Source organism: Pseudomonas sp. A-RE-19 (genome assembly GCF_019956555.1).
Lineage (GTDB): Bacteria > Pseudomonadota > Gammaproteobacteria > Pseudomonadales > Pseudomonadaceae > Aquipseudomonas.
The window spans coordinates 98,600-112,630 of record NZ_JAHBDQ010000006.1 but is presented as its reverse complement, the minus strand read 5'-3'; the positions used below and the strand labels follow the sequence as shown (position 1 = coordinate 112,630).

The window sequence follows — 14,031 nt, the reverse complement described above, 5'->3', positions numbered from 1 at the left end:
GGCAATGGTTGCGTTGCGTAACACAGGGCCACTAAGCTCAGGCTCCAACGACAAGAACAGCCGCCGAGGTTTTACCTATGCCGCAGCAATGGCCAGCCGCCGACATCGCCCGAATGATCCTCGATGGCTTTGACGATTACCGCGAGCATTTCCGTCAAATCACCGACGGCGCTCGAGCCCGCTTCGAGCAGGCCCAATGGCAGGAGACGCAAGTCGCGTCGGCGGCGCGGATCAACCTCTACGAAGAAAAGGTCGGCGAAACGGTAGGGCGCTTGCACGCGTCGTTCGCGACCGATGTGTTGATGGATGTCAGCAGCTGGCCGCTGGTCAAAAGCGCTTACATCAGCCTGATCGACCTGCGTTTCGACGATGAGCTGTCCGAGACCTGGTACAACTCGATTTTCTGCGGGCTGTTCAGCCATGACCTGATCAGCGACGGCTGCATGTTCATCCACACGACCCGGCCAAGCCTGCGCCGCGCCCGGGCCGCGCAAACCCGCACCTACAAGCCCCATGGGCAGTTGTCGGGCATGCTCACCAGCATCTTTTCCGACTATCGCTTCAGCGAGGATTACGCCGATTTGCCCGGCGACCTGCGCCGCCTCGAAGCGCAATTGCGCGAGAACCTGCCGGACTGGGTCTGCAAGGATCCGGAACTGAGTGTCGAGGTGTTTTCCTCGGTGCTTTACCGCAACAAGGGCGCCTATCTGGTGGGACGCATTTACACCCAGGACGATCAATGGCCGCTGGTGATTCCGCTGCTGCACCGCGAAGGTCGGGGCATCCAGATCGATGCGCTGATCACCGACGAGGCGGAGGTGTCGATCATCTTCTCTTTTACCCGTTCGTACTTCATGGTCGATGTGCCGGTGCCGGCGGAATTCATCGGCTTTCTCAAACGTATTCTGCCGGGCAAGCACATCGCCGAGCTGTACACCTCGATCGGCTTCTATAAGCATGGCAAGTCCGAGTTCTATCGGGCGCTGATCAATCATCTGGCCAACACCGACGACCAGTTCATCATGGCCCCCGGCGTGCGCGGGATGGTTATGAGCGTGTTTACGTTGCCGGGCTTCAACACCGTTTTCAAAATCATCAAGGACCGCTTCTCACCGTCGAAAAACGTCGACCGCGCCACGGTGATCGAAAAGTATCGCCTGGTGAAAAGCGTCGACCGGGTCGGGCGCATGGCCGACACTCAGGAGTTCGCCGACTTCCGTTTCCCCTTGAGCAAATTCGAGCCGGCATGCCTGGCGGAGTTGCTTGAAGTGGCGCCATCCACGGTATCGCTGGAAGGTGACACGGTGCTGATCCGCCACTGCTGGACGGAACGCCGGATGACGCCGTTGAACCTCTATCTGGAGCACGCCAACGAGGCGCAGGTTCGCGAGGCGCTGGAGGATTATGGTCTGGCGATCAAGCAACTGGCGGCGGCGAACATTTTTCCCGGCGACATGTTGCTGAAGAACTTTGGCGTCACCCGTCACGGTCGTGTGGTGTTTTATGACTATGACGAAATCTGCTTTCTGACCGAAGCCAACTTCCGCCACATCCCGCAACCGCGTACGCCGGAAGATGAAATGGCCTCCGAGCCGTGGTACTCGATCGGGCCACTGGATGTGTTTCCCGAGGAGTTTCCGCCGTTTCTGTTTGCTGATTCGGGGCAACGAAAGTTGTTCGATCAGTTGCATGGCGAGTTATACAACGCTGATTACTGGAAGGGTTTGCAGGAGGCAATTCGGGCCGGCAAAGTGATCGACGTGTTCCCGTACCGCCGCAAAGGCCTCGACAACGAGTAGTTCTCTGCGATTGCTGCGCAATCGATCGCGAGCAGGCTCGCTCCCACATTTGATCGTGGCGCCCCCGTTTTTGTGGTCGCTATAGATCCAATGTGGGAGCGAGCCTGCTCGCGATCGGCCGCGCAGCGGTCGTAAAATCTGCGACAATCCGCCCTCTGCGCCACTAGACGACTGAATTGCGTACCCGATGACCGACGAATCGCCCTCCATCGACAAACTGCTGAAAAATCTCGATCACGCCATGCTCGCCGACCGCCACCGGCTGCGGCGGCAGTTGCTTGAGCTGCGCAAAAAGCCTGACGAGGCCAAACTGGCCCAGTGGGTGACGCGCACGCAGGCGTCCTGCGATCAGGTGTTGGCGCGGCGTGCCAGTTTGCCGGTGATTCGTTACGACGACAGCCTGCCGATCGCCGCCAAGCGCGACGAAATCAAAGAGGCGCTGCAAAAGCACCAGGTGCTGATCATTGCCGGCGAAACCGGGTCGGGTAAAACCACTCAGTTGCCGAAGATCTGCCTGGAAATCGGTCGCGGTCAGCACGGCCTGATCGGCCACACCCAGCCCCGTCGAATCGCCGCCCGTAGTGTGGCGAGCCGGGTCGCTGAAGAGTTGGCGACGCCGTTGGGCGCGCTGGTCGGCTATCAGGTGCGGTTCGAGGATCAGAGCGATTCCAACACCCTGATCAAACTGATGACCGATGGCATCCTGCTCGCGGAAACCCAGAACGACCGCTACCTCGAACGCTACGACACGATCATCGTCGACGAAGCCCACGAGCGCAGCCTGAACATCGACTTCCTGCTCGGTTACCTGAAAACCCTGCTGCCGCGTCGTCCGGACCTGAAGGTCATCATCACGTCGGCGACCATCGACCTTGAACGCTTTTCCAAGCATTTCGATGATGCGCCAATCGTCGAAGTCTCCGGACGCACCTTCCCGGTGGACACCTGGTATCGCCCGCTGACCCTGGAGCAGGACGAAGAGGGCAACCGTGTCGAGGATGACCTGACCGTGGATCAGGCGATCCTCGCCACCCTCGACGAAATCGCTGCGTTCGAACGCAGCGAACGCAAGAGCCCCGGCGACGTGCTGGTGTTCCTGCCCGGCGAGCGCGAGATTCGCGATGCGGCGGACATGCTGCGCAAGGCCCAACTCAAACACACCGAGATTCTGCCGTTGTACGCGCGGCTGTCCCCGGCCGAGCAGCAGCGGATTTTCCAGTCGCACCCTGGGCGTCGCGTGGTACTGGCGACCAACGTCGCGGAAACCTCGTTGACGGTGCCGGGCATTCGTTACGTGATCGACAGCGGTACCGCGCGCATCAGCCGTTACAGCTACCGCGCCAAGGTTCAGCGCCTGCCCATCGAAGCCATTTCCCAGGCCAGTGCCAACCAGCGTAAAGGTCGTTGCGGGCGGGTTGAACCGGGCATTTGCATCCGCCTCTACAGCGAAGAAGATTTCATCGGTCGGCCGGAATTCACCGACCCGGAAATCCTGCGGACCAACCTCGCGGCGGTGATTCTGCAGATGCTCCATCTGCGCCTCGGCGAGATCACCGATTTCCCGTTTATCGAGCCACCGGACGGCAAGGCCATCAGCGACGGTTTCAACCTGCTGCAAGAACTCTCTGCGGTGGATCGCAACAGCCAACTGACGCCGCTTGGCCGACAATTGGCGCGGCTGCCGGTGGACCCGCGCATGGGCCGCATGCTGCTGGAAGCGGCCAAACTCGGCAGCTTGCAGGAAGTGTTGATTGTCGCCAGCGCCATGTCGATTCAGGACCCGCGCGAACGTCCGCCGGAGCGTCAGCAAGCGGCGGATCAGGCTCACGCCCAGTGGAAAGACGTGGACTCGGATTTCGCCGGGCTGGTCAATCTGTGGCGTGGTTTTGAAGAGCAGCGCCAGGCGCTGACGGCCAGTCCGCTGCGCAACTGGTGCCGCAAGAATTTCCTCAATTACCTGCGTCTGCGCGAGTGGCGCGACTCCCATCGTCAGTTGAGCCTGATCTGTCGCGACATGCAGCTGAGCCTCAACAAAGAGCCGGCGGATTACCCGAAACTGCACAAAGCCGTGCTTTCCGGATTGCTCAGCCAGATCGGCCAGAAAACCGAAGACGGCGATTACCTCGGCGCCCGTCAGCGGCGCTTCTGGATTCACCCGTCGTCGGGCCTGGGCAAGAAGCGTCCGCAATGGTTGATGACCGCCGAGCTGGTGGAAACCACCAAGCTTTACGCGCGCATGGTCGCCAAGATCGACGCCGACTGGATCGAGCCGCTGGCCGGGCACCTGATCAAGAAAAACCACTTCGAGCCCCATTGGGAGAAGAAGCGCGGTCAGGTCGTGGCTTTCGAGCAGATCACCCTGTTTGGGCTGATCGTGGTCGGGCGCCGGCCGGTGCATTACGGGCCGGTCGACCCGGTGGTGTCCCGCGAGTTGTTTATCCGCGAAGCGTTGGTGCGCGGCGAGATTCAATCCAGAGCCAAGTGCCTGACGGCCAACCAGCAACTGCTGGAACAGCTCGACGAGCTGGAAGCCAAGGCCCGTCGGCGCGACATTCTGGCTGATGAAGAAACCCTGTTCGCCTTCTACGAGGCGCGACTGCCGGCAGAGATCCACCAGACTGCCACCTTCGACAGCTGGTACCGGGTCAACAGCCAGAAAGATCCGCAGCTGCTGATCATGCGCGAAGAAGACGTGCTGGCCCGCGAAGCCAGTGAAGTCACCGCCGCGCATTACCCGGACACCCTGCACATCGGCGATCTGGAGCTGGCGCTCAGCTACCACTTCGAGCCCAACCATCCGCGTGATGGCGTGACCTTGCGTGTGCCGGCGCCGCTGTTGCCGATGCTGCCACCGGAACGTCTGGAATGGTTGGTGCCGGGGGTGATCGAGGCCAAGTGCATTGGGTTGGTGCGTAACCTGCCCAAGGCCCTGCGCAAGAATTTCGTGCCAGTGCCGGACTTCGTCAAAGCCGCGTTGCAGCGCATCACATTTGCCGAGGGCTCGTTGCCTCAGGCGCTGGGCCGTGAGTTGCTGCGCATGACTGGCGCACGGGTCAGCGATGAGGCGTGGGCCGAAGCGTCGCAGCAGGTCGACAGTCATTTGCGGATGAACCTGGAAATCGTCGACGGTCAGGGCAAGTCCCTCGGTGAAGGCCGTGACCTGGCCGAGTTGACCGCACGCTTTGCCGAGGCCAGCCAAGCTGCATTAGCCGTACCGCAAACCGCGAAAAGCCAACAGCCTGTGGAGGCGAAAGTCTTTGCCGCCGTGGCCGAGAAAACCCAGCAGAAAATCGCCGGGCTGTCGATGACGGTGTATCCGGCGCTGGTGGAAGAGGCCGGTACCGTCAAGGAAGGGCGATTCTCGACCCCGGCCGAAGCCGAGTTCCAGCATCGCCGGGCCTTGCAACGCTTGCTGATGCAGCAATTGGCGGAACCGGCGAAGTTCCTGCGCGGCAAGTTGCCGGGGCTGACCGAGTTGGGCCTGATGTACCGCGAACTGGGGCGCATCGACAGCCTGGTGGAGGACATTCTGCTGGCCAGTCTCGACAGTTGCATCCTCGACGGCGAAGACCCGTTGCCACGCGATGGCGCCGGGCTCGCGTCGCTGGCCGAGCGCAAGCGCGGCGGCTGGACCGAGCACGCTGAACGGCTGGCCAAGCTGACCCTGGAAATTCTCAAGCTATGGCACGGCCTGCAAAAGCGCTTCAAGGGCAAGATCGACCTGGCGCAAGCCGTGGCCTTGAACGACATCAAGCAGCAGCTCAGCCATCTGGTGTATCCAGGGTTCGTGCGTGAAACCCCGATGCCGTGGCTCAAGGAACTGCCGCGTTACCTCAAGGCCGTCGAGCAACGTTTGGAAAAACTCGGCGCTCAAGTGCAAAAAGACCGGGTCTGGAGCGGCGAATTATCCGGTCTCTGGGCTCAATACCAGACCCGCGCCAACAAACACGCCCAGGAAGGCAAGCGCGATCCGCAGCTGGAACTCTATCGCTGGTGGCTGGAGGAATACCGGGTCTCGCTGTTTGCGCAGCAATTGGGGACCAAGGTGCCGATCTCCGACAAGCGCTTGAGCAAACAGTGGAGCCAGGTCGAACCTTGACCCCTGTGGGAGCGAGCCTGCTCGCGATGAGGCCATCACATTCAACATCTATGTCGAATATTTGGCCGCCATCGCGAGCAGGCTCGCTCCCACATTAGATAGGCTGTTGCTCTCGCAAAAGGCGCCAAAAGCCAACGTTTATGGCAAACTTCGCGCCTATAAACGCCAGCCCCGCGGTTTTGAGCTTTCACGGGCCCGGGCGGATCGGAATAAAGCGATGCCAGGTTTGCGTCCGGAACCTGGATTAGACCCTTTGTGTGTTGGTACGTCGGTGCCAGCGCTTTCTGCCTGAATGGATTAGAGAAACGACCATGCATAACGTCGTCATCAGCGGCACCGGCCTGTACACCCCGGCCAACAGCATTTCCAACGAAGAGCTGGTGCAGTCTTTCAACGCTTACGTCGCGCAGTTCAACGCTGACAATGCCGAGGCCATCGCGCGCGGCGAAGTTGAGGCATTGACCGAGTCCAACGCGGCGTTTATCGAAAAAGCGTCTGGCATCAAAAGCCGCTTTGTCATGGACAAGGATGGCATCCTCGACCCGCAGCGCATGGCACCTCGCTTGCCCGAGCGTTCGAATGACGAGTGGTCGGTGCTTTGCCAGATGGCCATCGGTGCGGCCGAACAAGCCTTGCAGCGTGCCGGCAAGACCGCCGCTGACATCGACGGTGTCATTGTCGCCTGCTCCAACCTGCAACGCGCCTACCCGGCCATCGCCATCGAAGTACAGGAAGCGCTGGGCATTCAGGGTTTCGGTTTTGACATGAACGTCGCCTGCTCCTCGGCGACCTTCGGCATCCAGGCCGCGGCCAACAGTGTGCAACTGGGCCAGGCCCGGGCGATCCTGATGGTCAACCCGGAAGTCTGCACCGGTCACCTGAATTTCCGCGACCGCGACAGCCACTTCATCTTCGGCGACGCTGCCACGGCGGTGATCATCGAACGTGCGGATCTCGCGACGTCCAAGTATCAGTTCGACGTGGTCAGCACCAAACTGCTGACCAAGTTCTCCAACAACATCCGCAACAACTTCGGCTTCCTCAACCGCGCCGCGGAAGAGGGCATTGGTGCCCCCGACAAATTGTTCGTTCAGGAAGGCCGCAAGGTGTTCCGCGATGTCTGCCCGATGGTCGCCGAGCTGATCGCCACGCACCTGGAAGAAAACCAGCTCAACGTCAGCGACGTGAAGCGCTTCTGGCTGCACCAGGCCAACCTCAGCATGAACCACCTGATCGTCAAGAAACTGCTGGGCCGCGAAGCCACCGAAGAGGAAGCCCCGGTGATTCTCGACACCTACGCCAACACCAGCTCTGCCGGTTCGGTGATTGCGTTTCACAAAAATCAGGACGATCTGGTCAGCGGTTCGCTGGCTGTACTCAGCTCGTTCGGCGCCGGTTACTCGATCGGTAGCGTGATTCTGCGCAAGCGCTGAATTTGCCTGAAAGACGCCTGAAAAGATCGCAGCTTGCGGCCCCTCCTACAGAATTGGATTTCAACCCGCTATTGTGGATGGATACGATCGATGTAGGCGCTGCCGAAGGCTGCGATCTTTTTCTGTGTCCCCACTCATTCGGATAAGAGGCACCAATGGCCGCCGCTGACGACGCTCAACTGCTCGACCGCCTGCTGGCAGGCGAGCAGAAGGCTTTCAAGGAACTGGTCAGCACTTATCAAAGCGCCATGCGCGCGGTGGCCTATGCCATTGTCGGCAACCGGCATGCCGACGAAGTGGTACAGGATGCCTGGCTGTCGGTGGTGCGTAATCTTGGCGGGTTCGAGGGGCGTTCGAGCCTCAAGACCTGGCTGCTGACCATCACTGCCAACTCGGCCAAAAGCCGCTACAAGCAGAACCGCCGGGAAGTGCTGCTCGATGACCTGCCGTCGCCCCATGGCACGATCGATGACGATCGTTTTTCACCCAGTGATGGTCATTGGCTGGTGGCGCCGTTCGCCTGGCATCAAGACACGCCAGAGGCGCTGTTGACCGAAAACGAACTGCGCGAATGCCTGGAACATACGTTGCTCAGCCTGTCAGAACTGCAAAGCAGTGTTTTGTTGTTGCGCGAGCGGCAGGGGCTGGAGCTGGAGGAGATTTGTAATCTTCTGGAAATCTCGCTCTCCAATGTCCGTGTGCTGCTGCATCGGGCACGGTTGAAGGTCTTTGCGACCGTGGAGCATTTTGAGGAAACCGGCGAATGTTGACCTGCAAGGAACAAGTGGCGCGTTCCAGTGATTATCTCGATGGCCAGTTGAGTTTTCGCGAGCGACTGATGATGCGGCATCATTTGATGTTTTGCCCCAATTGCCGACGGTTCATTCGGCAGATGCGCTTGATGCAGGCGACCTTGCGGGTGATGCCGCAGAAGCCGGTCGAGGATGTCGAGGCACTGGCCGAGCGGCTGGCGGCGCAGCGGCGTAAAGATCGTTCCTGAAGGAAAACACAGGCCGGCGCGGGTGAAACGAACGGATGATGGGGATCGTTGCCCCGCGCCAGACTGTTGAACCGCTTCAAACGATACGACCGGATGTAAAACGCATCGTTTGAAGTGTGTTGCTTGGTTGCTTAGAACTTCGCTTCCGCGTCCAGTTGCAGCGTGTTGGCGTCGGCATCGCGCTGGGTACGGCTGGCGAAGTCGGCTTTGGTCAGGAAGTAAGTGGCACCGACGGCGAAGTTCTTGTCGATGTCGTAACCCACCTTGAGCTTGTGGCCGCGAGAACCGGTGGTGCCGTTGGCGAAGTCTGAGTCGGTGAAGGCGCCGACCACGGCGTTACGCTGCACGTCGCGGTAGTTGTAGTCCAGGTTGAAGCCGAAGACTTTCGACTTGGCACCGAGCAACCAGGCGGTGTCCTGATCGGTCACGGCGTCGTTGTTCTTCACGTATTGGCCGTAGAACGACAGCGGCATCGGCAGGCCGCCGATATCGATCTGGCTGAAACCTTCGTACAGGCGGAACTCGTTGTTGGCCGAGTTGCCGTTGACGGCCAGGGCGCACGGCGTGGACGTGCCGGTGCAACGGCTGTCTTCGTCGTTCTGGTAGGCATAGACGCTGCCGCCGACGGTCAGTTTCAGGTTGTCGGTGATGGCGAAGCGGCTGCCCAACTGGCCGGCGGTCAGACGCAGGTCGTGACGAAATTGCACGCCTTCGCCGTCGACGTTGTCCTTGAGGTTGTAGTTGCCCAGGCTACCGAACAGTTCGGCGCTGCTGCCCAGCGGGTATTTGTAGGTCACTGCCAGACCTTCCGGGTTGATGTCGCTGTCCCAGATCACATCACCCATGCTGACCCACGGTTGCAGCATCTTGCCGCCGATCACATGCAGGTTTTTGATGGCGTCCGGGTGGTAGTCGATGTAGCCCAGATCCAGCCAGATCTGCTTCTTGTCGAAGTAGTTGTCCATGTCCTGGTTGGTCGAACGAGCATCGTCGCCACCGCCGGTGGCGATGCGGATGCCGGTGTCCACTTGCGGGTTGATTTCGCTGTAGGCACCCAGACGGGCGCGGATGCGTTGACGATCCTTGTCGCGGCCACCGTTGTTGGGTTCGCCGTCGATCTTGACCGTTTCCTGGCGCACGCGAACATCGCCCTTGAATTGGGTCTTGGCGGCCCAGGCCAGTTTCTGGTCGAAGGCGCTCAGCTCGTTGGCTTTCTTCGCGGCGACCGCTACTTGTTCGTTGGTCTCTTGCTGCGCCTGCTGCGCGATTTGCTGGGCCTTCTGATCCTTGGCCAGTTCGGTCTGGAGTTCAACGTACTGCGCTTGGGAAATAGAACCGTTAGCCTTGAGCATGTCGAGCAGTTTGGCGTCGACTGCGGCACTGGCCGGAACACTCATGGCCAGCAACAGGCCACCGCACAAGGCCGCCGCAGTTTTCGTGGAAGCAAGACGCATAGCAATCTCCGAAGATGAGAGGGATGGCTGAACCACCCTGGACACAACCGACGGTTGAAGGTCGGAAAACAGTGGCCGGGTAGAACCCGGCGCTCTAAAAACAGGCGCCAGTATCGCGATGGTTTATGACAGGGCAGTGGCAAAGTGATGGCGGGTCGATGACGATACAAAGGTTTCCGAAATGCCCGATTCAGAGCCTTGCATCGGATTGACGCGTGTGGATTGCCCGGCGATCGGCGATACTCGCGGGGCTGTCACGCCAAGAGGTGGAGAGGAAAATGCCGCTGCAACGTCTGCACACACTGTCGCAAATCGCATCCCGTACCTGGGACGCCCTGGTGCCGGAGAATCAGCCGTTTTTGCGCCATGCCTTTCTGAGTGCGCTGGAAGACAGCGGCAGCCTCGGCCCGCATTCCGGCTGGCAGCCCGAGCATTTGCTGCATACCGAAGGCGATCGCCTGATCGCTGCGTTGCCCAGTTACCGCAAATGGCATTCCTACGGCGAGTACGTGTTCGACCACGCCTGGGCCGATGCCTGTGAGCGTGCCGGCATCGATTACTACCCCAAGCTGTTGACGGCGGTGCCGTTCAGCCCCGTCAGCGGGCCGCGATTGCTGGCGGCCACAATCGAGGACGGTTTTGAACTGCTGCAGAGCCTGCCGGGTTATCTGGAGATCGAAAAACTTTCCAGTGCCCATATCAACTTCACCGATTCGTTTACTGACGCAGCATTGGCTGAACAGCCTGGCTGGTTGCAGCGCATTGGCTGTCAGTATCACTGGCAGAACCGCGGTTATCGGGACTTTCAGGACTTCCTCGACGCCCTCAGTTCGCGCAAGCGCAAGCAAATGCGCAAGGAGCGTGAGCAAGTGGCGGGGCAGGGTATCGATTTTGAATGGCTGGAGGGGCGGCAACTGACCGAGGCGCAGTGGGACTTTGTGTATGCCTGCTACGCCAATACCTACGCGGTGCGTCGGCAAACGCCCTATCTGACGCGGGAATTTTTCAGCCTGCTGGCTGAGCGCATGCCGGAGTCGATTCGCGTGGTGTTGGCTAAACAGGGTTCACGGCCGGTGGCCATGGCCTTCAGTCTGGTTGGCGGCGACAGCTTTTATGGCCGTTACTGGGGCTGCCTCGCGGAGTTCGATCGTTTGCACTTCGAGACCTGTTTCTATCAGGGTATGGATTACGCGATTGCCAATGGCTTTCAACGTTTTGACGCCGGTGCTCAGGGTGAGCACAAGTTGATTCGCGGGTTCGAGCCGGTGATCACCCATTCCTGGCACTACCTGCGCCATCCGGGCTTGAAGTCGGCGGTGAAAGACTTCCTTGAACGGGAACGTGTCGGGGTGTTGGGGTATGCAGAAGAAGCGAAGACGGCCTTGCCTTATCGGCAAGGCTAATCTTCGCTGCTTACTGCAGGTTAGTTCGCGCCGGTTAACTGTCTTCTTTACCCAGCCAGCGATAGGTCACACCGCCGATGACCGCACCCAGAATCGGCGCCAGCCAGAACAGCCACAGTTGTTGAATCGCCCAGCCGCCGACAATCAGCGCCGGGCCCGTACTGCGGGCCGGGTTGACCGAGGTGTTGGTGACCGGAATCGAGATCAGGTGGATCAGGGTCAGCGCCAAGCCGATGGCGATGGGCGCCAGCCCGGCCGGGGCGCGTTTGTCGGTGGCGCCGAGGATGATCAGGATGAACATTGCGGTCATCACCAGTTCACTGACAAACCCCGCCGCCATCGAGTAGCCGCCTGGCGAGTGTTCACCGTAGCCATTGGATGCAAGGCCGCTGGCCAGCTCGAAGCCGGGTTTGCCGCTGGCGATGAAATACAGCAGAGCCGCTGCGATGATCGCGCCAATCACTTGGGCGATGATGTAGGCGGGCAGTTCTTTGGCAGGGAAGCGTCCGCCGACCACCAGCCCGACCGAAACCGCAGGGTTGAGATGACAGCCCGAAATATGGCCGATAGCGAAGGCCATCGTCAGCACCGTCAAACCGAATGCCAGGGACACCCCCAGCAAACCGATCCCCACGTTTGGAAACGCTGCCGCCAGAACCGCGCTGCCGCAGCCGCCCAACACCAACCAGAACGTACCTACCAATTCTGTAGCCGAACGTTTGAACAAAGACATAGCGAGTTCCTCTATTGAGATAACACTGTCGTTGTGCATTGAGTATGGACTACAGAACCCTCCCAGGACCTTGGCTGAGCACGGCAGGCTTGTTACGGAATTCCAGTGACCATAAAAAACGCCAGAGCCCGTGGTTGGCGGGTTCTGGCGGTCTCTTGCGTTCTTCTGTGTGGCTGGTGGCGCCAGGGTCGCAGCCTCTGCAGGAGCTGCCGAAGGCTCGGGCCGCGTTCGGACGATCTTTTGATCTTTGCGGTTCAATCGATCCCGACAAACCCGCCGGTCTGATGCTGCCACAATCGCGCATACAAACCGCCATGGGCCAGCAGCTCGGCGTGGCTGCCGGTTTCGGCGATCTTGCCGTTTTCCAGCACCACCAACCGGTCCATCCGGGCAATGGTCGAGAGGCGGTGGGCGATGGCGATCACGGTCTTGCCCTGCATCAGGGTTTCGAGGCTTTCCTGGATCGCCGCTTCGACTTCCGAATCCAGCGCCGAGGTGGCTTCGTCCATGATCAGGATGGGCGCGTCCTTGAGCAGCACCCGAGCGATCGCAATCCGCTGACGCTGGCCACCGGAGAGTTTCACTCCGCGTTCACCGACATGCGCATCAAAACCGGTACGGCCTTCAGAGTCCGACAGCAACGGGATGAATTCGTCGGCACGGGCCTTGTGCACGGCTTCCCAGAGTTCAGCGTCGGTGGCGTCGGGTTTGCCGTACAGCAAATTGTCGCGGATCGAACGGTGCAGCAGCGAGGTGTCCTGGGTGATCATGCCGATGCGTTCGCGCAGGCTTTCCTGGCCGACTTCGGCGATGTTCTGGCCATCGATGAGGATCCGCCCGCCCTGCACGTCATACAGCCGCAGCAGCAGGTTGACCAGGGTCGACTTGCCAGCACCGGACGGGCCGATCAAACCGATTTTCTCGCCGGGTTTAATCGTCAGGTTGAGGTCGCCGATGATCCCGCTCTTCTTGCCGTAGTGGAAATCCACGTGCTCGAAACGCACTTCGCCGCGGGCTACCGCCAAGGGCTTGGCCTGTTCGCGGTCAGTAACGCTGACCGGCTGAGAGATAGTCTGCAAACCATCCTGAACCATGCCGATGTTTTCGAAGATGCCGGTAACCACCCACATGATCCAGCCCGACATGTTGACGATGCGGATCACCAGGCCCGTGGCCAGCGCAATGGCACCCACTGAAATCAGCGATTGCGTCCACAGCCACAGCGCAAGACCGGTGGTGCTGACAATCAGCAGGCCGTTCATGCTGGTGATGACCACGTCCATGCTGGTGACCACACGGCCAGCCAGTTGGGCTTTTTCGGTTTGTTCCTTGATCGCTTCGCGGGCGTATTGCTGCTCGAAGTTGGTGTGGGCGAACAGCTTCAGGGTGGTGATGTTGGTGTAGCCATCGACGATCCGCCCCATGAGTTTGGAGCGCGCATCGGAGGACACGACCGAGCGTTCCTTGACCCGTGGCACGAAGTAGTAGAGGGCGCCGATGAAGGCGGCGATCCAGGTCAGCAGCGGGATCATCAGGTGCCAGTCGGCTTCGGCGAACAGCACCAGCGAACTGATCGCGTAGATCAGCACGTGCCACAGCGCATCAACGGCTTGTACAGCCGAATCGCGCAACGAGTTGCCGGTCTGCATGATGCGTTGGGCGATGCGCCCGGCGAAGTCATTCTGGAAGAAATTCAGGCTCTGTTTGAGCACATAACTGTGGTTCTGCCAGCGGATCAGGCTGGTCAGGCTGGGGCTCAAGGTCTGGTGCACCAGCAGGTCATGCAGGCCGACGAACACCGGGCGCAGGACCAGCGCAACCACCGCCATCCAGGCCAGTTCGATGCCGTGTTCCTTGAAAAAATCGACGTTGGGTGTGCCTTGGGTCAGGTCGATGATACGGCTCAGGTAGCTGAACAGCGCGACTTCGATCAGGGCACCGACCAGACCGACGATCAGCAGGACGGCGAAACTCGGCCAGACCTGCTTCAGGTAATAGGTATAGAAAGGCAGAACCCGATCTGGTGGAGCCGCGGTCGGTGCATCGCGGAAAATGTCGATCAGTTTTTCAAAACGGCGATAAAGCATCAGTTCTCCGCCCGCGTACGGGC

The 14,031-nt window shown here is 60.1% G+C and carries 9 protein-coding genes; 6 read left to right on the top strand and 3 right to left on the bottom strand.

Translation table 11 applies throughout. The features are described from left to right. The first annotated feature begins 77 nt into the window (after positions 1-77). The 5 genes from aceK to KGB14_RS05105 all read left to right on the top strand — a co-directional run bounded on the left by aceK (position 78) and on the right by KGB14_RS05105 (position 8,331). Complete coding sequence (aceK, locus tag KGB14_RS05125) at positions 78-1,799, top strand: bifunctional isocitrate dehydrogenase kinase/phosphatase (protein ID WP_223484396.1); 1,722 nt, start codon at positions 78-80, stop codon at positions 1,797-1,799. 187 nt (positions 1,800-1,986) lie between these two features. Continuing rightward, a complete protein-coding gene (hrpA, locus tag KGB14_RS05120) occupies positions 1,987-5,898 on the top strand; it encodes an ATP-dependent RNA helicase HrpA (RefSeq protein ID WP_223484395.1) in 3,912 nt (1,303 codons plus the stop codon). 311 nt (positions 5,899-6,209) lie between these two features. After that, positions 6,210-7,331 carry a beta-ketoacyl-ACP synthase III gene (locus tag KGB14_RS05115; protein ID WP_223484394.1) on the top strand — a complete coding sequence of 374 codons (1,122 nt, stop codon included), beginning with the start codon at positions 6,210-6,212 and terminating at the stop codon, positions 7,329-7,331. 155 nt (positions 7,332-7,486) lie between these two features. Further along, positions 7,487-8,101, top strand: a complete 615-nt coding sequence (locus KGB14_RS05110; RefSeq protein ID WP_223484393.1) for an RNA polymerase sigma factor — start codon at positions 7,487-7,489, stop codon at positions 8,099-8,101. After that, a complete protein-coding gene (locus tag KGB14_RS05105) occupies positions 8,095-8,331 on the top strand; it encodes an anti-sigma factor family protein (RefSeq protein WP_007934080.1) in 237 nt (78 codons plus the stop codon). Before KGB14_RS05110 ends, KGB14_RS05105 begins: the two co-directional genes overlap by 7 nt. A 131-nt stretch (positions 8,332-8,462) precedes the next feature. On the opposite strand, the gene KGB14_RS05100 is transcribed toward KGB14_RS05105, so the two are convergent. Further along, a complete protein-coding gene (locus KGB14_RS05100; RefSeq protein ID WP_223484392.1) occupies positions 8,463-9,785 on the bottom strand; it encodes a putative porin in 1,323 nt (440 codons plus the stop codon). A 278-nt stretch (positions 9,786-10,063) separates the two neighbouring features. Here KGB14_RS05100 and KGB14_RS05095 point away from each other — a divergent pair, with 278 nt between their 5' ends. Beyond that, the gene (locus tag KGB14_RS05095) at positions 10,064-11,188 is read left to right on the top strand and encodes a GNAT family N-acetyltransferase (RefSeq protein ID WP_223484391.1); all 1,125 of its coding nucleotides are present in this window, start codon (positions 10,064-10,066) and stop codon (positions 11,186-11,188) included. A gap of 34 nt (positions 11,189-11,222) precedes the next feature. Here KGB14_RS05095 and aqpZ read toward each other — a convergent pair whose 3' ends face one another. Together aqpZ and KGB14_RS05085 are read right to left on the bottom strand one after the other, a co-directional pair. Next, on the bottom strand, positions 11,223-11,921 hold the full coding sequence (gene aqpZ / locus KGB14_RS05090) for an aquaporin Z (protein WP_223484390.1): 699 nt from the start codon (positions 11,919-11,921) through the stop codon (positions 11,223-11,225). Positions 11,922-12,175: 254 nt separating this feature from the next. Next, positions 12,176-14,008, bottom strand: coding sequence for an ABC transporter ATP-binding protein (locus KGB14_RS05085; RefSeq protein ID WP_223484389.1), 1,833 nt, complete (start codon positions 14,006-14,008; stop codon positions 12,176-12,178). Positions 14,009-14,031 lie beyond the last annotated feature (23 nt).